Origin of the sequence: Streptomyces sp. YPW6 (assembly GCF_018866325.1) — a bacterium.
Taxonomy (GTDB): Bacteria; Actinomycetota; Actinomycetes; order Streptomycetales; family Streptomycetaceae; genus Streptomyces.
On sequence record NZ_CP076457.1, the window covers coordinates 2,183,270 to 2,201,867 of the forward strand.

Below are 18,598 nucleotides of genomic sequence, written 5' to 3' on the forward strand. Positions count from 1 at the left end.
CCCGCCCGGCCATGGGCGCTGCGGCACACCGAGCCCTCACCGTACGAAAGGATGTCCCCATGACACCGCACCCCCGATCTCCCCGGCTCCGGCCTCTCCTCCTGGCGACGACGCTGGCCCTGGCCCTCGCGGCGACGGGCTGCGGCACCGAGCCGGCGTCCGGCGCGCGGGCGGCGGACCGGAGCTCCTCCGCCGGTCCGCCGCCCGGCCGGGCGGAGCTGGAGGCGCGGGCGAGCGCCGCACAGCTCGTCGCGGAGCACGTGTGGGTGACCGAGGCCGCGGGCTACGCCCTGGCGCGCCAGTCGGTCGGGGTGCTCGGTGACGACGGGTTCAGCAGTTCCTACACCGCGCCGGACGGCGGGATGCTCCAGCTGTCGGTGGAGCGGCGCCCGCACGCCGACGCCGACTGCACGAAGGACTCGGCGGCCGCGAGCGGTCAGGAGCCCCTGGTGACCTGTGAGCGGGACGGCGAGCACTGGTACCGGGCCACGGAGTCGGGCCATGCGTACGCCCGGGAGCAGGGCGGACTCGTGGTCACGGTGAGCGGGGCGCGCGAAACGGTGGACAGGGCGACGCTGCGCGCGGCGGCGCGGGCCGCCCACCGCGCCGACGACCGGGAGCTGGACCAGGTGCTGCCGCCGGCCCGGGAGGGCGCCGGGCAGCAGCCGGTCGAGCGCGGAGACCTGCCGCCGGTGGGCGACGGGGCCCCGGACAACGAGGTGGGGGCGAGCGGCTGATGGATCTGACGATCAGGGTCGCGGAGCCCGCCGAGTACGCCGTGCTCGGCGGGATCATCGCCGGGGCGTATCTCGGGGACGATCTGCTGGACGGCCCGCAGGACCCGTATCTCCTCGAACTGCGGGCGGTGGAGCGGCGGGCGGCCGAAGCGGAGGTGCTGGTCGCCCTCGACGCGGACGGAGTGGTGCTGGGCGGGGTGACGTATGCCGCTCCCGGGACTCCGTGGTGCGACATCGCCGGTCCGGACGAGGCCGAGTTCCGGATGCTGGCCGTGGCCCGCGAGGGGCGCGGGCGGGGCGTGGGGGAGGCTCTCGTACGGGCGTGCATCGAGCGGGCCCGGTCGGCGGAAGGGGTCCGGGCGCTGGTGCTGTCGACGCAGCCGGCCATGCTCTCAGCCCATGGGATCTACCGTCGGCTCGGCTTTCTGCGGACCCCCGGACGGGACTGGGAGCCGGTGCCGGGCCTGCGGCTCATGACCTTCCGGCTGCCGCTGGAGGCGGTGTCCCGAGGGGCATAGGGAAACGACACGACACAACATGTGGGGGCCGCATCATCTGGCGGCCCCCACATGTATGCTCGACCTCGCTGTCGCCGCAGGGGAATCCGGTGCGAATCCGGAACTGTCCCGCAACGGTGTGATCAGTGCGCTTTTGCGCACCTGCAAGTCCGAAGACCTGTCGACAGTGCGTCCGGCTCGACCGAACCGGACGCCAGACGTCCGGGCCTCGCGGATAGGCCGGTGGACGCCGTCAGCAGTGCGCTCCCGCCCCGGGCTTCGCGCTGCCCGGCTTCCCCGTCCGCCGCCGGCCCCCTGCCGAGCGAGGGAAAGCCCAGTGACCATCGCGCCCGCCGATCCGGTTTCAGCCACCGAATCCGCTGTCTCCACCGCGTCCGGGGAAGGCACGACCGACGGACCCGGGACCGCCCTGCTGCGGACCCTGACCGACCTCACCGCCGATCTTCCCGACACCGACCCCGGACGTGTCGCCGCCGCGGCCCTGCGCGGGCGCAGCGCCCGCTCCGACGAGGCCGAACTGCGCTCGCTGGCCACCGAGGCGGCGGCGGGCCTGATCTCCGAGGACCCGGCGTACTCCCGCCTCGCCGCGCGGCTGCTGACCCTCTCGATCGCGGACGAGGCGGCGAGCCAGGGCGCCACCTCCTTCTCCGCCTCGGTCGCCGTGGGACACCGCGAGGGCCTGATCGCCGACCGCACCGCCGCCTTCGTCGAGCTGCACGCGAAGGCGCTGGACGAGCTGGTCGAGCGGACGCTGGCCGAGGGCGCGGACGACCGCTTCGGCTACTTCGGTCTCCGTACGCTGCACAGCCGTTACCTGCTGCGCCACCCGATCACCCGGCAGGTCATCGAGACCCCGCAGCACTTCATGCTGCGGGTGGCCGCGGGCCTCGCCGAGGACGAGTCGGTGCGGGCGCTGGACGAGGTCGCCGCGCTCTACGGGCTGATGAGCAAGCTGGACTACCTCCCCTCCTCCCCCACCCTCTTCAACTCCGGCACCCGGCACCCGCAGATGTCCTCCTGCTATCTGCTGGACTCGCCGAAGGACGAGCTGGACTCGATCTACGACCGCTACCACCAGGTGGCGCGGCTCTCGAAGCACGCGGGCGGCATCGGTCTGTCGTACTCCCGCATCCGCGCCCGGGGTTCGCTGATCCGGGGCACCAACGGGCACTCCAACGGCATCGTGCCGTTCCTCAAGACGCTGGACGCCTCGGTGGCGGCGGTGAACCAGGGCGGCCGGCGCAAGGGCGCGGCGGCGGTCTACCTGGAGACCTGGCACGCGGACATCGAGGAGTTCCTGGAGCTCCGCGACAACACCGGTGAGGACCAGCGGCGTACGCACAACCTGAATCTGGCGCACTGGATTCCGGACGAGTTCATGCGCCGGGTCGAGGCGGACACCGAGTGGTCGCTGTTCTCCCCGGCGGACGTGCCGGAGCTGGTCGACCTGTGGGGCGACGCCTTCGACGCGGCCTACCGGGCGGCCGAGGCCAAGGGGCTGGCCCGCAAGACGATTCCGGCGCGTGAGCTGTACGGCCGGATGATGCGGACCCTCGCGCAGACCGGCCAGGGGTGGATGACGTTCAAGGACGCCTCCAACCGGACCGCGAACCAGACCGCCGAGCCGGGACGGGTCGTGCACTCCTCGAACCTGTGCACGGAGATCCTGGAGGTCACCGACGACGGCGAGACGGCCGTCTGCAACCTGGGCTCGGTCAACCTCGGCGCGTTCGTGGCGAACGGCTCGATCGACTGGGACCGCCTGGACTCCACGGTCCGCACCGCGGTGACCTTCCTCGACCGGGTCGTCGACATCAACTTCTACCCGACCGAGCAGGCCGGGAACTCCAACTCCCGCTGGCGGCCGGTGGGGCTGGGCGCGATGGGCCTCCAGGACGTCTTCTTCCAGCTGCGACTGCCCTTCGACTCGCCCGAGGCCCGCACGCTCTCCACGCAGATCGCCGAGCGCATCATGCTCGCCGCGTACGAGGCGTCCTGCGACCTGGCCGAGCGCGCGGGCCCGCTGCCCGCCTGGTCCGAGACGCGTGCCGCGCGCGGTGTGCTCCACCCCGACCACTACGCCACCGAGCTGAACTGGCCGGAGCGCTGGGACGCCCTGCGCGCCCGGATCGCGAAGACGGGGATGCGCAACTCGCTGCTCCTCGCCATCGCCCCGACCGCGACGATCGCCTCCATCGCCGGTGTGTACGAGTGCATCGAGCCGCAGGTCTCCAACCTGTTCAAGCGCGAGACGCTCAGCGGTGAGTTCCTCCAGGTGAACGCCTATCTGGTGGAGGAGCTGAAGAAGCTCGGCGTGTGGGACGCCCGCACCCGCGAGGCGCTGCGCGAAGCCAGCGGCTCGGTGCAGGACTTCGCCTGGATCCCCGAGGACGTACGGGCGCTGTACCGCACGGCGTGGGAGATCCCGCAGCGCGGGCTGATCGACATGGCGGCGGCCCGTACTCCGTTCCTCGACCAGAGCCAGTCGCTCAACCTGTTCCTGGAGACGCCGACGATCGGCAAGCTCTCCTCGATGTACGCGTACGCCTGGAAGCAGGGGCTGAAGACGACGTACTACCTGCGCTCGCGCCCGGCGACCCGGATCGCCCGTGCCGCGTCCGGCCAGGCGTCGGCCGCCGCCCCCATTCCCGTACAGCAGGCGCAGGCGCCCGACGCGGACGCCATCGCCTGCTCCCTCGAAAACCCCGAGTCCTGCGAGGCCTGCCAGTAATGAGCTCCACCGAAGACAAGAACCTGCTCGACCCGGGATTCGAGCTGACCCTGCGTCCCATGCGCTACCCGGACTTCTACGAGCGCTACCGGGACGCGATCAAGAACACCTGGACCGTGGAGGAGGTCGACCTCCACTCGGACGTCGCCGACCTCGCGAAGCTGTCGCCGGGTGAGCAGCACATGATCGGCCGGCTGGTGGCGTTCTTCGCGACCGGTGACTCGATCGTCTCGAACAACCTGGTCCTGACGCTGTACAAGCACATCAACTCCCCCGAGGCGCGGCTGTACCTGTCGCGGCAGCTCTTCGAGGAGGCCGTGCACGTCCAGTTCTATCTGACCCTGCTGGACACCTATCTGCCCGACCCGGACGACCGGGCGGCGGCGTTCGACGCGGTCGAGGAGATCCCGTCGATCCGCGAGAAGGCGCAGTTCTGCTTCACATGGATGGACTCGGTCGAGAAGATCGAGCGGCTGGAGACGAAGGCGGACCGCCGCCGCTTCCTGCTGAACCTGATCTGCTTCGCGGCCTGCATCGAGGGTCTGTTCTTCTACGGGGCGTTCGCCTACGTGTACTGGTTCCGCTCGCGCGGTCTGCTGCACGGTCTCGCCACGGGCACCAACTGGGTGTTCCGTGACGAGACGATGCACATGAACTTCGCGTTCGAGGTCGTGGACACCGTCCGCAAGGAGGAGCCGGACCTCTTCGACGACGAACTCCAGCAGCAGGTCACCGACATGCTCAGGGAAGCCGTCGACGCGGAGCTCCAGTTCGGCCGCGACCTGTGCGGCGACGGGCTGCCGGGCATGAACACCGAGTCGATGCGCGAGTACCTTCAGTGCGTCGCCGACCAGCGGCTCGCCCGCCTCGGCTTCCCGACGGTGTACGGCTCGCAGAACCCCTTCTCCTTCATGGAGCTGCAGGGCGTCCAGGAGCTGACGAACTTCTTCGAGCGCCGCCCGTCCGCCTACCAGGTGGCCGTCGAGGGCTCGGTCGGGTTCGACGACGACTTCTAGGCCGGGGCGCGGAGCCTGACCGGGCGGGCCCCGGGCACCGATTCGGTGCCCGGGGCCCGCTTTGCGACGTGGGTGCGTGCCGGGCGTGACGCGGTGGACGGCGGTTCGACGCCAGGTCCTACGCCTTCGCCCAGCTCCGCCCGTGCAGGGGGCGCGTGAGCCCGGGGAGCGGCGCGGCGCTTTCCGCCGTCGGGGGCCCGGCTGCCGGACGCCCCCGTTCCGCCTCCCTCAGCTGGCGGTCGACACGGCGTTCGCGGGCGGCGCCGAAGGCCGCGGGCGCGAGAACGAGAGCGAAGAGGACGGCGACGACGAGGTAGTCCAGGAAGGTGTTCATGCCTCCACTCTGGCCCGCCGGAAGGCGATCCAGCAGTGGCAGGACTGCCACGGGGCGTCAAATACCTGCCACACTCACTCCATGCTGACCAATGTCGCCACTCTTCTCCTCGACGAGGTCCACCCCTTCGAACTCGGTGTCCTGTGCGAGGTGTTCGGCCTCGACCGCAGCGACGAGGGCCTGCCGGTGCACGACTTCGCGGTGGTCTCCGCCGAGGGCCCCGTCCTGAACACGCACGCGGGCTTCACCATCGCCACGCAGCACGGCCTGGAGCGGCTGGAGGAGGCCGACCTCATCGCCGTGCCGGCGGGCAGCCACTTCATCGGCCGGACCTACCCCCAGGAGGCGCTGGACGCGCTGCGCCGGGCCGTGGAGCGCGGCGCGCGGGTGCTGAGCGTCTGCTCGGGGGCGTTCGCCCTCGGCGCGGCCGGACTGCTGGACGGCCGCCGCTGCACCACGCACTGGCGGCACGCGGCGGAGCTGGCCCGGCGTCACCCGAAGGCGATCGTCGAGCCGGACGTGCTGTACGTGGACGAGGGCCCGGTGATCACCTCGGCGGGCACCGCCGCGGGGATCGACGCCTGCCTGCACCTGATCCGGCAGGAGTACGGCCAGGACGCGGCCAACACCCTCGCCCGGCGCATGCTGGTGCCGCCGCACCGGGACGGCGGGCAGGCGCAGTACATCAGCCGCCCCCTGCCCCGGAGCGCCTGCGACACGGTCGGCGCGACGCTGGCGTGGATGGAGCAGCACCTGGACCAGGAGATGACGGTCGAGCAGCTGGCCGCGCAGGCGCACATGTCGCCGCGCACCTTCGCCCGGCGGTTCCAGCAGGAGACCGGGACGACGCCCTACCGCTGGCTGCTGCGCCAGCGGGTCCTGCTGGCGCAGCACCTGCTGGAGACCTCCGACCGGACGATCGACACGATCGCCGGGCAGACGGGCTTCGGCACGGCGGCGACGCTGCGACACCAGTTCGTACGGTCACTGGGCACCACGCCGAACGCCTACCGCCGTACGTTCCGGGGTCCGGGCGCCACGGCGGTGCCCGGCGTCGCCTGAACGAGGGGGACGCCGGGCACGGTGGGCCCATGGAGGACGGGAGGGGTCAGATGCCGCAGCTGGGCGCCGACCAGAAGCGGTTGGGCCCCTGGTTGACGTGCACGTGATCGTTGTGGCCGGAGTAGCCGGGGCCGAGGATGCCCCGGAAGCCGTGGTAGCGGGCCTGCTTGGCGAGCGTGCACAGCGAGTGCGGGGAGGCCCCGAGGTCGACCGCGTCGCCGTACATGTGGCGGCTGTTGGAGGCTCCGCCGACGGCGGCGTTGCAGGAGACGGAACGGAAGCCGCTGGTGACCCGGATGGACTGGTCGCCCAGCGCGTGGCGGAGCGCCTCCAGCTTCCACATGCTGCTCAGCGCGTTGGCCCTGGCGGTGCCCGCCGAGACCTTTCCGCCGGCCCAGGTGCTGTTGCACTTGTTGAGCTCGGGGTACGTGAAGTGGATCGGCGTGCAGTCGTTGTCCTGGAGCGCGTAGAGCTTGGACTGGGTGGCCGGTCCGGCGATCCCGTCGGCGACCAGGCCGTAGGCCGCCTGGAACCGCTTGACGGCGGCGGTGGTGGCGGGGCCGTACGAGCCGTCGATGGCGAGCACGGCGTTGTAGCCCGGGTATCCGGCCACCCGGATCTGGAGCTGGGTGACATCGTTGCCGGTGGCGCCGGACCTCAGGGTGCGGTTCCAGGTGTAGCAGCCGTCGGCCTGCGCGGCGCCGGCGGTCAGCACCACACCACCCAAGGCACATGTAATGGTCATGACAAGTCCGAGCAGGACGCGTGCGGCACGTCTCAGCACAGGGGCCTCCCTCTGAACGACACGGTCGGTGTGGGTGCGAGCCTGGCCCAGTCCGCTACGCGCGTCAACTACGCCTGGGGAAAATGCAGTTGGCTGCCAGGAATTGCGCGGAACGCGGCAGGGGGCCGGCCGCCGGCGAACCGGCGTCCGGCCCCCTGCCGTGACGTAGCGACGGGGCGCGGCGTCCTCAGCTGTTGGGGACGACCTCGTAGCGCGGCGTGCCCTCCTCCATCTGGCGCAGCGCGTCCTTGCGCTCCCGCTTGGAGAGGCGGTCGATGTACAGGGAGCCGTACAGGTGGTCCGTCTCGTGCTGGAGGCAGCGCGCGAAGTAGCCGGTGCCCCTGACCCGGATCGGGTTGCCCTTGGCGTCCTGGCCGCGCACCACCGCGTAGTCGGGGCGGGCGAGCGAGGCGTACGCGGTCGGGACCGAGAGGCACCCCTCGTTGGAGTCGTCGAGCACCCGCATCTCGGGGGCCAGCTCCTCCAGGACCGGGTTGCAGACGACACCCGTGTGGCGCTTGCCGTCGTCGTCCGGGCAGTCGTAGACGAAGACCTTCAGGTCCACGCCGATCTGGTTCGCCGCGAGGCCGACGCCCTCGGCCGTCTTCTGGCTGGCGAACATGTCGTCGATCAGCTGGGCCAGCTCGTCGTCGAACGCGGTGACGTCCTTGCACTCCTTGTGCAGCACCGGGTTGCCCACGACCGTGATCGGACGCGAGGTGCCGCGCTCGCGGTAGGCCGCCTCGCGCTCCTCGCAGTCCTCGGTGTCGACGACGAACCCCTCGTCGTCCACGTCGATCCGCCCGTCCGTCTCCTGCTGCGACATGTCCGCCGTACGCCTTCCTGCAAAACCTGGGGAACCGCACCACGACCGGTGCGCCTACAGCCTACGGGCAGCGGTCAGCAGACTTCTTCGAGATCCCGCCACTCGCGGCTGTCCGGGCTGTCGGCCACCCAGCCGTCCAGCAGTCCGCGCACCAGTCCGGCGGGGGCGGCGAGACCGCACTCGCGCTCCGGCACCCAGAGGTCGCCGGCCCCGGCGGTGCGGTGGCCGAGCGGTCCCGGGTGACCCGGCTCACTGTGGTCGTGCGGGTCCAGGTGCTCCCCGTCGCCCTCGTCACTCTCCATCCGGCTCTCCGAGCACGCCCGGCACAGCAGCCGCACGGACGAGGACCAGTCCTCGGCGGCGAACCCGGCGTCCGAGGCCAGCTTCTCCAGCGCGTCCCGGTCCTCCTCGGTGGCCGCCTCCAGCAGCACCACCCAGGTCGGCACCGGGGACGGCGCCCACAGCTCGATCTCGTCGAACACCGGATACGCGGGCCCGGCCGCGGTGACCCGCTCACCGTTGGGCACCCCGTCGTGCAGGACCACCTCGCCCCAGCGCCGCCCGGAGGAGGGCAGCGGGATCGAGAGCACCTCGATGCGGGCCGGGTCGAGCCGACGGCCCCAGACCACCTCGGCCTCGCCCTCCGGTGAGAGCCGCACCGCCGCGCTGCCCAGCTCCATGCCGGTCGGCTCGGTGGTGGCCGCGCTGTGCTGGCCGCCGCCGGGAACCTTCAGCCCGTACGCCTGCCAGGCCCGCCGCGCCAGCGGCCAGTCCTGCAGCGCGGTGGCCGCGATCCCCACGTTCCACCAGTCCGGGGCGCCGGACTCGCGGTCCAGCAACGCGACCGCCCGCAGGCCCGCCGCGCGCGCCTGCTCCCAGTCGTGCCGGAACTTGTGCAGCAGCGCCAGATTGAACCAGGACTCCGAGAGCCAGGGCTCCAGATCCGCCGCACGCGTCAGCAGCGCCCCCGCGTCCTCGTACCGGCCGTCGCCGATCAGCGTGAACGCGCGGTCCGTGGCCTGCCGCCAAGAGGCGGACGGCCGATGCCGTACCTTCCCGAAGATCCTCACGATTCCCGCCTGTCCCGACTGGACACCCTCGTCATCCACTCTGCTTTCGCATCCAACCATGCCCGGCCGGACGCCCGCTCATTACCCATGGGTTACCCAGCACCGGCCGGGGTCAGACCGCCCCGCGCGAGGACGCGCCCCAGCGCCTCGACCACCTGCGGCTGGTGGTCGTGCCCGGTGCCGAGCCTGAGCTGCTCCAGTGCCCCGAGCGGCCCGCCGACGCTTTCCCCGCACAGGTCGTCGTATGCGTTGACCGTCCTGACGATCCTGGCGGCGAGCGGTTGTTCCCGGTACGGATCGGCCTGCCGCTCCACCACCGCCGCGACCTCTGGACCGGCCCCGGTACGGCGGACCACCGCCCCGCCGAGCAGGGCGATCCGGCGCTGCTCGGCGGCGGGCAGCAGGGCGGTCGCACCTCCGGCGACCGGGTCGAGGAGGGAGAGCTGCCCGATGTCGTGCATCAGGGCGGCGTGCTCCAGGACGGCCAGCCGCGGCCCGGTCAGCCCCAGCTCCCGCCCCACGGCGGTGGCGAGGGCCGCGACCCGGCGGGCGTGGCCGGGCGGTGTGTACCCGGCGATCTCGGTGGACCGGGCGAGCGAGGCCATCGTCTGCCGGCAGGTCGTGCGGACGGCGGCGTACCGGCGGACGGAGACCTGGGTGAGCAGCAGCGGCCCGCACAGCGCGGCCGGCGCCCACGGACCGGCGGCCGCGACGCCGAGCGCCGTCACGGCCGCGGTCGCCCCGATCGCGACGCCGGTCCCGGCCTGTGCGCGGACCTCGTCGGCCAGGAGCGATCCGTACGGGGGCAGGCCGCCGGCCCCACCGGCGCGGGCCGCCGAACCTGCCAGGAGGGCGGCGAGCACCGCGTCACCCAGGGCGGTCAGAGCCAGGACCGCCAGCGGGAACAGCGGGAAGAACGCTCCGTCGCCGAACCAGCGCTCGGCCTGCCCGGAGTGGTACAGCGGCTGGCAGCAGAACGCCGCGAAGCCCACGGTCAGGGTCCGGCGGGCGGCCCGGTCGGCGTCGGTGCGACGGCCGCGTGCCATGCGCGGCAGGGCGGCGAGCGCCTGCGCCACGACCACCACGGCGATCACCTGGAGCGCCCCGTGCGCGGTGGGCCGCCCGGCGCTCTCCCCGAGCAGGGCATACCCGAGAGCCCCGGCTGCGGCGAGCGGGGCGGGCTCCCGCTCCCCGACGGCGGCGTTCCGGCGGACCAGCTCCCCGGCGGCGACCAGGAGCCCGAAGACGAGGGCGAGGCCCGGCTCGGCGAGCCCGTGCACCAGGATGCGGGACAGCGCTACGAGGGCGAGGAGCAGGGCGGCCCCGCGCACCGCGAGGACGGCCGGGGCGGGCGGGCGGCTTCCGTACGGGGCCCTCACCGGCGGCGGTCCCAGGACGGCCCGGAGAGGGGGGCGTCGCCCCGGGCACGCGGCCCCGGGGGAGCGTCACGGCCAGCCCCGGATGCGGCTCCATGCGGCTCGTGGGCCCCGGCTGCGGCTCCGTGCGGCTCGCGGGGACCGGCTGCGGCTCCGTGCGGCTCATGGGGGCCGTGAAAGTCGTGGGGACCGGCTGCGGCTCCGTGCGGCTCGCGGGCCCCGGCCACGACACCGTGCGACGCGTGGGGGCCGTGGGGCTCAAGCGGCTGGTGAGACCAGTGCGGCTCACAGGGTTCAGACGGCCTGTGAGGCTCAAGCGGCCGCTGTGACCCCTGCGGCCCGTGAGTCACAGGGGGCTCAGGCGACGTGTGCCGCTCACTCGGCTCGTACGGCGCACGCGCTGCGCGCGGCTCACCGGACTCACGCGGCCCACGCACCCCGCTCGTCGCGCTCACCGCGCTCGCCGCGTCAGGCTCACGCCGCTCACGCGCCGCGTGCGGCGCGCCAGGCTCGTACGGCGCGCACGGTTCGTCGGCCGTGACGGCGGTGTCGGCCCCGCTCCAGCCGTGCCGGTCCAGGGCGCGGTCCAGCGCCCCCACCATCCGGGGGTCGAACTGGCTGCCCGCGCACCGCTTCAGCTCGGCGAGCGCGGCCGGGACCGGCCGGGCGCGGCGGTAGGAGCGGGTGGAGGTCATCGCGTCGAAGGCGTCGGCGACGGCCACGACCCGGGCGAACTCGGGGATGCGCGAGCCGCTGAGCCCGTACGGATAGCCGCTGCCGTCCAGCCGTTCGTGGTGGTGGAGGATCGCGTCGCGGGCCTCGTCCAGGAAGCCGATGCCCCGGACGATCTCGTGCCCGTACTCCGGGTGCAGCTCCATGATCCGCCGCTCCTCGGGGGTGAGCGGCCCGTCCTTGCGCAGCACCCGGGTGGGGACGCCGAGCTTGCCGACGTCGTGCAGGATCCCGGCGAACCGGAGCCCCTCCACCCGGCGCTCGTCCATGCCGAGCTCACGGGCGATCAGGACGGAGGCCCGTCCGACGCGTTCGCTGTGACCCCGGGTGTAGGTGTCCTTGATGTCGACGGCGTGGACCAGGGCGCGGATGGTGGCCCGGTGGGCGGCCTGTTCCCGGTGGTAGCGCGCGAACACGCAGCAGGAGAGGTACATCGGGAGCAGCACGAGGAACCCGGAGAGCGGGCCGTACGGGCTCCGCCACAGGACAGCCGCCATCAGCCCGGCGAGCGCGTGCACCAGGTGCGGACCGAGCGCGAGCGGCAGGAGTTCGTACACGCTGCGGTGCACGGGCCGGCCTTCCGCCGCCGCGAGGATGAGGCCGTCGAGCGCGGTGAGCACCAGGCTGAGGACGACCGCCGCCGCGCAGGCGGGCAGCAGGGCGCGGGGCAGGTCCGGGGCGGCTCCCCCGCCGCCGAGGGCCGCGGGGCCGCCGGAGGCCGCGTACGTCCAGGAGGCGGCGGCGCAGCCGAGGGCGAGCCGCGCGGCCCGCCACATCCGGCGGACCGCGTACGGCGGCCGCTCCACCCGCCCGGCCGGGGAACCGATCGCCGCCACCAGGGCGGCGGCCGCGGGCGGCAGCAGGAAGGCGGCGGTGAGGAGGACCGGGAGGAAGGCTCCGGCGGCGGCCGGTCCGGGTCCCCCGGACGGCGAACGGCGGCCGGCCGCCTCGCAGGCGAGCCCGACGGCGGCCAGCAGGGCTGCCGTGCCCCACGGGACCGGGGCGTCGGGGGCGTACGCGGGAAGCGTGCACCAGATCGCGCAGAGAACGGCGGCCAGGACGCAGGCACGCGCCGCCGTCGGTGTGCCGGTCACGCCCGCACTCGCCCCCCAGCATGGTCGATGGACGCGCCACGCTAGCGAGTTGTGCGGCTCACCGAGCCGCTACGGATCCGATTAGCACATTCGGGTGACTATTCGGCGGCGGTCGCCGACCGGTCCGTGTTCTGCACGGTCACGTCCTGATCGGGCACGGCCTCGCCGGCCCGGATCAGGTCGATCCGGCCCATCACCTTGGAGCGCAGGTCGGCCGGGACGTCGTCCTGTCCGCAGCAGCGCTTGACGAGCTTCTTCACGGCCTGCTCCAGGCCGTACTTCTCCAGGCACGGGGAGCACTCCTCGAAGTGCACCTCGAACTTGGTGCAGTCGCCCTCGGGCATCTCCCGGTCGAGAAACTCGTAGAGATGGTCGAGGACCTCCGAGCAGTCCGTCTCGTGCGGCTCTCCGCAGCTCATGAGGCCGAGCCCTTCCGATCGTCCGCGTCACCGGCACCGGCCGCGACGAGCCCGCGCTCGCGGGCGTAGTCCTCCAGCATGCCGCGCAGCTGGCGACGGCCGCGGTGCAGCCGGGACATCACCGTACCGATGGGAGTCCCCATGATGTCCGCGATCTCCTTGTAGGCAAAGCCCTCGACATCGGCGAGATACACGGCGATGCGGAACTCCTCGGGGATCGCCTGGAGCGCCGACTTCACGTCGGAGTCCGGGAGATGGTCGAGGGCCTGGGACTCCGCCGAGCGCAGTCCGGTCGACATGTGCGACTCGGCGCGGGCCAGCTGCCAGTCCTCGATCTCCTCGGCGGCGCTGCGCTGGGGCTCCCGCTGCTTCTTGCGGTACGAGTTGATGAAGGTGTTGGTGAGGATGCGGTACATCCACGCCTTGAGGTTGGTGCCCTCACGGAACTGGTGGAAGGAGCCGTACGCCTTGGCGTAGGTCTCCTGGACCAGGTCCTCGGCATCGGCGGGGTTGCGCGTCATGCGCAGCGCGGCCGAGTACATCTGGTCGAGAAAGCCGAGGGCGTCCCGCTCGAAGCGCGCGTTGCGCTCGGCGGGCGTCTCGGGTGCGCGGCCGTCGTCGGTCCCTGTGTCGGTCCCAGTGACCGGACCCACCTCCTCCAACGATGTGGCGGAGCCGAAACCGGACCCGCTCGCCTCGGAGAATAGTCGACCTTGCCTGGTGGCGGCCTGTCGATTACTCCCGCCCTGGGGCCGCTCGGAGGTGGTCCTCGCCGCGGGCAGCACGGTCCACTCCAGGTCAGCGGCGTTCGAGCGGCTGGGGCAGATGGTCGAACCCATGCGACGGACTCCCTCTCCACGTACGACGTTGTTGTACCGACGTCCCGAACAACAGCGCCCCGGCGCGGAGCATTCCCGGGGCCGGTGACCCGCGTGGGACGGCCGACCCTGCGGGTGGCACCGGGTCATCCGAGTGACGTGAGCCACCCGGTGACCGCGTGCGTGAGGATGCCCATCGCCTGTTCCTCGGTGAGACCCGACCGCTTCGGCACGGCGAACCCGTGGTCGCCGTGCGGCACTTCGGCCAGCGTGTACGAACCCGGCGGGAACTCGCCGGGCCTGCCGAACGGGTCGTTGCCGCCCTGCACGACGAGGGTGGGCACGCCGGTGCCGAGCAGTTCGTCGGCGCGGGACTTCTCGGGCTTGCCCGGGGGGTGCAGCGGGAAGCTGAGGGCGAGTACGGCCGCCGCGCCCAGTTCGGCGGCGGTCCGGCAGGCGACGCGGGCCCCGGCGCTGCGGCCTCCGGCGATGACGGGGAGCCCGGGGGCGGCGAGCGCGGGCCACAGTCCGCGCCAGCCGGTGTCCAGGGTCTTCGGGGCGGGCGCGACCTTCTTGCCGGCCACGCGCCAGGGCTGCTCCACCAGGGCGACGGTGACTCCGTGTCCGGGCAGCGCGGCGGCGAGCGCCTTCAGGTCGCGGGCCTCGATCCCGCCGCCCGCCCCGTGGCTCACGGCGAGGACGCGGCGGGGTGCGGCGGCGGGGACCCAGGTGATCCGGGCCTCACCGGCGTCGGTGGTGACGTTCTGCGTACGTGGTTGAGGGCTCACCGTGCCATCCTCCCCCCGCGCACGCCTCGGAACAGGACTCCCCCGCGCACGCCCCGGAACTGGACCGCCCCGCGCGCCCCGGAACTGCGTGGACTCCTCCGCCTACGCCTCAGAACAGCGTCGATTCCTCCGGTGCGGCCAGTTCCTCCAGCAGTTCGGGCCCGTTGTTACGGACGTTGCTGACGGCGGTGGCGACCGGGTAGGCGCGCATCAGCCCGCCGGGCGGCGGCTCCAGCAGGGCCCGGAGCTCGTCCTCGCCGGTGCGGGAGGGGTCCAGCCAGGCGTCCCAGCGGTCGGGGGTGAGCATGAGCGGCATCCGGGGGTGGATGTCGGCGAGCGCGCCGGGCCCTTCCGCGGGAGCGACGGCCAGCGGGGTGGTCTCCGCCTCGGTCGTGATCACCGAACACGTCGCCCACCAGGCGTTCTCGTGGTCGCCGGGCAGGGTCGTATCGCGCCAGAACTCGTACAGTCCGGCCATCGCGAAGACGGAGCCGTCGGCGGGGGTGACGAAGTACGGCTGCTTGCGGGCGCGTTTCCTGCCCTTCTTCTCCTCCAGCTGGCGCTCCTCCGCGCCGGTGACCCACTCGTAGTAGCCGTCGGCGGGCAGGATGCAGCGGCGCTGGGCGAAGGCGCGGCGGAAGGAGGGCTTCTCGTGCACGGTTTCCGCGCGGGCGTTGATCATCCGGGCGGCGCCGTCCGGAGTCTTGGACCAGGACGGTACGAGTCCCCATTTCAGGGCGCGCAGCTGGCGAACCGGACGCCGGTCGTCCGCGTCCTTCACAGGACGCTCCAGAACCGCGTAGACCTTCTTGGTCGGCGCCACGTTCCAGTCCGGCTCCAGGGTCTCGGTGGGCTCCCACTTCTCGACGCCGAAGAGTCCGGTCAGGTCCTCGGGCTTCCGACTCGCTGCATACCGTCCGCACATAAGTGCCAGACTGCCACGACCGCCCGCACCGACCGCAAGGAGTCGCCCGGCCGATGAACAGCACCGAACTGGCCGATCTGTGGGATCGCGTGACCGGCACCCAGGCCGCCCCCGAGCAGTGGCTGGTGGTCGTGACGGCCACGCTCGCGCTCATGGCGGTCGTGCCGAACCCGATATGGCGGCTCGCCCGCAACACGATCACCATCGCGCACGAGGGCGGCCACGGCCTGGTGGCCCTGCTCACCGGGCGGCAGCTCTCCGGCATCCGGCTGCACTCGGACACCAGCGGCCTGACCGTGAGCCGGGGCAAGCCGACAGGGATCGGCATGATCCTCACGGCGGCGGCGGGCTACACGGCCCCGTCGCTGCTGGGCCTGGGCGGCGCCTGGCTGCTGGCGAACGGCAGGATCACCCTCCTGCTGTGGGTGGCGACCGCCCTCCTCGCGGTGATGCTGGTGATGATCCGCAACGTCTACGGGGCCCTCACCGTCATCCTGACCGGCACCACGTTCCTCCTGGTGTCCTGGCTCGCCTCGTCCGACGTGCAGTCGGCGTTCGCGTACGTGGTGGTGTGGTTCCTGCTGCTGGGCGGGGTCCGGCCGCCGTTCGAGCTCCAGTCCAAGCGGCGCCACGGGGGCGCCCCGGACTCCGACGCGGACCAGCTGGCCCGCCTCACGCACGCCCCGGCGGTGCTGTGGCTGTTCCTCTTCCACGCGGTGTCGCTGTGCTCGCTGATCGGCGGCGGGCGGTGGCTGCTGGGCTGGTGAGGCCGGGGCGGCCGCTCCGGCCCGTACCACTCTCGGGTTACGGGATGGTTTCCGCCCATTTGGCCAGGATCCGGGTCGGCGAGGAGCCACTAAAGTAAGGGCCATGACCGAGAGTTCCGTGCAGCCCGCCCTCTGGCCCGCCCCCCATGCGAGCGGGGCCGTCGACGCGACCGTCACCGTGCCCGGATCGAAATCGGTCACCAACCGCGCCCTCGTGCTGGCCTCGCTGGCCGCCGAGCCGGGCTGGCTGCGCCGCCCGCTGCGCTCCCGGGACACCCTGCTGATGGCGGAGGCGCTGCGCGCCATGGGCGTCGGCATCGAGGAGACCGTCTCCTCCTCGTCCGCGAGCAGCCCGTCCGCCGCTGCCTCCCCGGACAGCTCCGGCGAGGCCTGGCGGGTCATCCCGGCGGGGCTGCACGGTCCGGCCACGGTCGACGTCGGCAACGCGGGCACGGTGATGCGCTTCCTGCCGCCCGTCGCCACGCTCGCCGACGGCCCGATCCGCTTCGACGGCGACCCCCGCTCCTACGAGCGCCCGCTGACCGGGGTGATCGAGGGCCTGCGGGCGCTCGGCGCGCGGATCGACGACGACGGGCGCGGCGCGCTGCCGCTGACCGTGCACGGCGGCGGGGCGCTGGAGGGCGGCCCGGTCTCGATCGACGCCTCCTCGTCCTCGCAGTTCGTCTCGTCGCTGCTGCTGTCGGGGCCGCGGTTCAACCAGGGCGTGGAGGTCCGGCACACCGGTGCGGTGCTCCCCTCGATGCCGCACATCCGGATGACCGTCGACATGCTGCGGGCCGTCGGGGCCCAGGTGGACGAGCCGGAGACGGGTGGCGAACCCAACGTCTGGCGGGTCTCCCCCTCCGCCCTGCTCGGCCGCGACCTGACGATCGAGCCGGACCTCTCCAACGCCCAGCCGTTCCTGGCGGCGGCCCTGGTGACCGGTGGCCGGGTCACGATCCCGGACTGGCCCGAGCGCACCACCCAGCCGGGCGACGCGCTGCGCGAGATCTTCACCGCGATGGGCGGCTCCTGCGAGCTGACCGAGCGCGGCCTCACCTTCACCGGTACGGGCCGGATCCACGGCATCGACGTGGACCTCGGCGAGGTCGGCGAGCTGACCCCGGGCATCGCGGCCGTCGCGGCGCTGGCCGACTCCCCCTCCACGCTGAGCGGCGTCGCCCACCTGCGCCTCCACGAGACGGACCGGCTGGCCGCGCTGACCAAGGAGATCAACGAGCTGGGCGGTGACGTCACCGAGACCGCCGACGGGCTCCACATCCGCCCGCGCCCGCTGCACGGCGGCGTCTTCCACACGTACGACGACCACCGGATGGCCACCGCCGGGGCAATCATCGGCCTGGCGGTGAAGGGCGTGGAGATCGAGAACGTGGGCACGACCGCCAAGACCCTGCCGGACTTCCCGGACCTGTGGACCGGGATGCTCGGGATCTAGACCATGCGCCGCTACGGGAAGAACCCCGACGAGGACGACATCCGCGTCCGCCCCAACCGCAAGGGCAACCGGCCGCGTACGCACATCCGGCCCAAGCACGAGGACGCCGAGGACGGCATGGTCCTCACCGTCGACCGGGGCCGGCTCACCTGCCTCGTCGACGGCCGGACCGTGGTCGCCATGAAGGCCCGCGAGCTGGGGCGGAAGGCCGCCGTGGTCGGGGACACCGTCTCCCTCGTCGGGGACCTCTCCGGCGAGAAGGACACCCTGGCCCGGATCGTGCGGATCGCCCCGCGCCGCACGGTGCTGCGCCGCACGGCCGACGACGACGATCCGTACGAGCGCGTGGTCGTCGCCAACGCCGACCAGCTGGCGATCGTCACCGCCCTGGCCGACCCGGAGCCCCGCCCGCGCATGATCGACCGCTGTCTGGTGGCGGCGTACGACGGCGGGCTCACCCCGCTCCTCGTCCTGACCAAGTCCGATCTGGCCTCCCCCGACAAGCTGCTGGAGGCGTACACCCCGCTCGGCGTGCCGTACATCGTGACCAGCCGCGAGGAGCTGGAGAACGGCGACGCGGCGGAGCGGGTGCGCGAGCTGCTGGAGGGCAGGGTCACCGCCTTCGTCGGGCACTCCGGGGTCGGCAAGACGACGCTGGTCAACGCCCTGGTGCCGGAGGACCGGCGGCGGACCACCGGCAACGTCAACGCCGTCACCGGCCGGGGCCGGCACACCACCACCTCGGCCCTCGCGCTGCCGCTGCCCGGCGACCGGGGCTGGGTGGTCGACACCCCGGGCGTGCGCTCCTTCGGGCTGCACCACGTCGACCCGTCACGCGTCATCCACGCCTTCCCGGACCTGGAGCCGGGCACCGAGGACTGTCCGCGCGGCTGCACCCATGACGGGAACCAGCCCGAGTGCGCCCTGGACGCCTGGGTGGCCGAGGGGCACGCCGACCCGGCGCGGCTGGACTCGCTGCGCCGGCTGCTCGCCACCCGCGAGAGGCGCGAGGGCGACTGAGGGCGCCACGGCCCGCACTCCGCCCGAGGGGAATATCCGACAGCCGCGCGGGCATGTTTGCGACCTTCAACGACCGGTAAAGGCATAATCGCACCGAGTGAGCGGCGCGTGACGCCGCCCACCGG

At 72.8% G+C, this 18,598-nt stretch carries 17 protein-coding genes, 1 pseudogene and 1 riboswitch; of the genes and pseudogenes, 8 read left to right on the forward strand and 10 right to left on the reverse strand.

Annotation, left to right across the window (positions count from 1 at the left end; genetic code table 11):
• Positions 1–59: 59 nt before the first annotated feature.
• The 4 genes from KME66_RS09435 (at position 60) to KME66_RS09450 (ending at position 5,002) form a co-directional block, all read left to right on the forward strand.
• Positions 60–737, forward strand: a complete 678-nt coding sequence (locus KME66_RS09435) for a hypothetical protein (RefSeq protein WP_216320961.1) — start codon at positions 60–62, stop codon at positions 735–737.
• Positions 737–1,255 (forward strand): GNAT family N-acetyltransferase, encoded by a 519-nt coding sequence (locus KME66_RS09440; protein WP_073214776.1) that lies wholly within the window; start codon positions 737–739, stop codon positions 1,253–1,255. Before KME66_RS09435 ends, KME66_RS09440 begins: the two co-directional genes overlap by 1 nt.
• A 43-nt stretch (positions 1,256–1,298) precedes the next feature.
• Positions 1,299–1,435: riboswitch (cobalamin riboswitch) on the forward strand.
• 136 nt (positions 1,436–1,571) lie between these two features.
• The gene (locus KME66_RS09445; RefSeq protein ID WP_216320964.1) at positions 1,572–3,986 is read left to right on the forward strand and encodes a ribonucleoside-diphosphate reductase subunit alpha; all 2,415 of its coding nucleotides are present in this window, start codon (positions 1,572–1,574) and stop codon (positions 3,984–3,986) included.
• Complete coding sequence (locus KME66_RS09450) at positions 3,986–5,002, forward strand: ribonucleotide-diphosphate reductase subunit beta (RefSeq protein WP_216320967.1); 1,017 nt, start codon at positions 3,986–3,988, stop codon at positions 5,000–5,002. Before KME66_RS09445 ends, KME66_RS09450 begins: the two co-directional genes overlap by 1 nt.
• 118 nt (positions 5,003–5,120) lie before the next feature.
• Here the strand turns inward: KME66_RS09450 and KME66_RS09455 are convergent, their stop codons facing one another.
• Entirely contained in the window at positions 5,121–5,336 is a 216-nt protein-coding gene (locus tag KME66_RS09455; RefSeq protein ID WP_073214787.1) for a hypothetical protein, read from the reverse strand.
• A gap of 81 nt (positions 5,337–5,417) precedes the next feature.
• Here KME66_RS09455 and KME66_RS09460 point away from each other — a divergent pair, with 81 nt between their 5' ends.
• Positions 5,418–6,398 carry a GlxA family transcriptional regulator gene (locus tag KME66_RS09460; protein ID WP_216320970.1) on the forward strand — a complete coding sequence of 327 codons (981 nt, stop codon included), beginning with the start codon at positions 5,418–5,420 and terminating at the stop codon, positions 6,396–6,398.
• A 46-nt stretch (positions 6,399–6,444) separates the two neighbouring features.
• On the opposite strand, the gene KME66_RS09465 is transcribed toward KME66_RS09460, so the two are convergent.
• From KME66_RS09465 to KME66_RS09505, 9 genes and pseudogenes are all read right to left on the reverse strand, one after another.
• Positions 6,445–7,182, reverse strand: a complete 738-nt coding sequence (locus tag KME66_RS09465; RefSeq protein WP_073214792.1) for a D-Ala-D-Ala carboxypeptidase family metallohydrolase — start codon at positions 7,180–7,182, stop codon at positions 6,445–6,447.
• Between the two features lie 187 nt (positions 7,183–7,369).
• Entirely contained in the window at positions 7,370–8,008 is a 639-nt protein-coding gene (def, locus tag KME66_RS09470; protein WP_216320973.1) for a peptide deformylase, read from the reverse strand.
• A gap of 74 nt (positions 8,009–8,082) precedes the next feature.
• Complete coding sequence (locus KME66_RS09475) at positions 8,083–9,078, reverse strand: hypothetical protein (protein ID WP_006127468.1); 996 nt, start codon at positions 9,076–9,078, stop codon at positions 8,083–8,085.
• Positions 9,079–9,170: 92 nt separating this feature from the next.
• Positions 9,171–10,457 (reverse strand): HD-GYP domain-containing protein, encoded by a 1,287-nt coding sequence (locus KME66_RS09480; protein ID WP_216320976.1) that lies wholly within the window; start codon positions 10,455–10,457, stop codon positions 9,171–9,173.
• Between the two features lie 524 nt (positions 10,458–10,981).
• Positions 10,982–12,280 (reverse strand): annotated as a pseudogene (locus KME66_RS09485) (HD-GYP domain-containing protein); the annotation flags it as partial.
• Positions 12,281–12,378: 98 nt separating this feature from the next.
• Positions 12,379–12,699 (reverse strand): mycothiol system anti-sigma-R factor, encoded by a 321-nt coding sequence (gene rsrA / locus KME66_RS09490; protein WP_073214803.1) that lies wholly within the window; start codon positions 12,697–12,699, stop codon positions 12,379–12,381.
• Positions 12,696–13,352, reverse strand: coding sequence for a sigma-70 family RNA polymerase sigma factor (locus tag KME66_RS09495; RefSeq protein ID WP_201790463.1), 657 nt, complete (start codon positions 13,350–13,352; stop codon positions 12,696–12,698). The genes rsrA and KME66_RS09495 overlap by 4 nt, the downstream gene beginning before the upstream one ends.
• A gap of 311 nt (positions 13,353–13,663) precedes the next feature.
• On the reverse strand, positions 13,664–14,305 hold the full coding sequence (locus KME66_RS09500) for an alpha/beta family hydrolase (RefSeq protein ID WP_216320979.1): 642 nt from the start codon (positions 14,303–14,305) through the stop codon (positions 13,664–13,666).
• A 109-nt stretch (positions 14,306–14,414) separates the two neighbouring features.
• Positions 14,415–15,230 (reverse strand): SOS response-associated peptidase, encoded by an 816-nt coding sequence (locus KME66_RS09505; RefSeq protein WP_216320982.1) that lies wholly within the window; start codon positions 15,228–15,230, stop codon positions 14,415–14,417.
• 53 nt (positions 15,231–15,283) lie between these two features.
• Between KME66_RS09505 and KME66_RS09510 the strand changes: the two genes are divergently transcribed.
• From KME66_RS09510 to rsgA, 3 genes are all read left to right on the forward strand, one after another.
• Positions 15,284–15,997: a M50 family metallopeptidase gene (locus tag KME66_RS09510; protein WP_073214815.1), complete on the forward strand. Its 714-nt coding sequence runs from the start codon at positions 15,284–15,286 to the stop codon at positions 15,995–15,997.
• A 103-nt stretch (positions 15,998–16,100) separates the two neighbouring features.
• Entirely contained in the window at positions 16,101–17,453 is a 1,353-nt protein-coding gene (aroA, locus tag KME66_RS09515; protein ID WP_216320986.1) for a 3-phosphoshikimate 1-carboxyvinyltransferase, read from the forward strand.
• Between the two features lie 3 nt (positions 17,454–17,456).
• Entirely contained in the window at positions 17,457–18,473 is a 1,017-nt protein-coding gene (gene rsgA / locus KME66_RS09520; RefSeq protein ID WP_216320989.1) for a ribosome small subunit-dependent GTPase A, read from the forward strand.
• Positions 18,474–18,598: the final 125 nt, after the last annotated feature.

Excerpts from the sequence above, each read along its gene's own strand:
- KME66_RS09435 (WP_216320961.1), top strand. The coding sequence starts at position 60 with ATGACACCGCACCCCCGATCTCCCCGGCTCCGGCCTCTCCTCCTGGCG.
- KME66_RS09440 (WP_073214776.1), top strand. The coding sequence starts at position 737 with ATGGATCTGACGATCAGGGTCGCGGAGCCCGCCGAGTACGCCGTGCTC.
- KME66_RS09450 (WP_216320967.1), top strand. The coding sequence starts at position 3,986 with ATGAGCTCCACCGAAGACAAGAACCTGCTCGACCCGGGATTCGAGCTG.
- KME66_RS09455 (WP_073214787.1), bottom strand. The coding sequence starts at position 5,336 with ATGAACACCTTCCTGGACTACCTCGTCGTCGCCGTCCTCTTCGCTCTC.
- KME66_RS09460 (WP_216320970.1), top strand. The coding sequence starts at position 5,418 with ATGCTGACCAATGTCGCCACTCTTCTCCTCGACGAGGTCCACCCCTTC.
- def (WP_216320973.1), bottom strand. The coding sequence starts at position 8,008 with ATGTCGCAGCAGGAGACGGACGGGCGGATCGACGTGGACGACGAGGGG.
- rsrA (WP_073214803.1), bottom strand. The coding sequence starts at position 12,699 with ATGAGCTGCGGAGAGCCGCACGAGACGGACTGCTCGGAGGTCCTCGAC.
- KME66_RS09505 (WP_216320982.1), bottom strand. The coding sequence starts at position 15,230 with ATGTGCGGACGGTATGCAGCGAGTCGGAAGCCCGAGGACCTGACCGGA.
- KME66_RS09510 (WP_073214815.1), top strand. The coding sequence starts at position 15,284 with ATGAACAGCACCGAACTGGCCGATCTGTGGGATCGCGTGACCGGCACC.
- aroA (WP_216320986.1), top strand. The coding sequence starts at position 16,101 with ATGACCGAGAGTTCCGTGCAGCCCGCCCTCTGGCCCGCCCCCCATGCG.
- rsgA (WP_216320989.1), top strand. The coding sequence starts at position 17,457 with ATGCGCCGCTACGGGAAGAACCCCGACGAGGACGACATCCGCGTCCGC.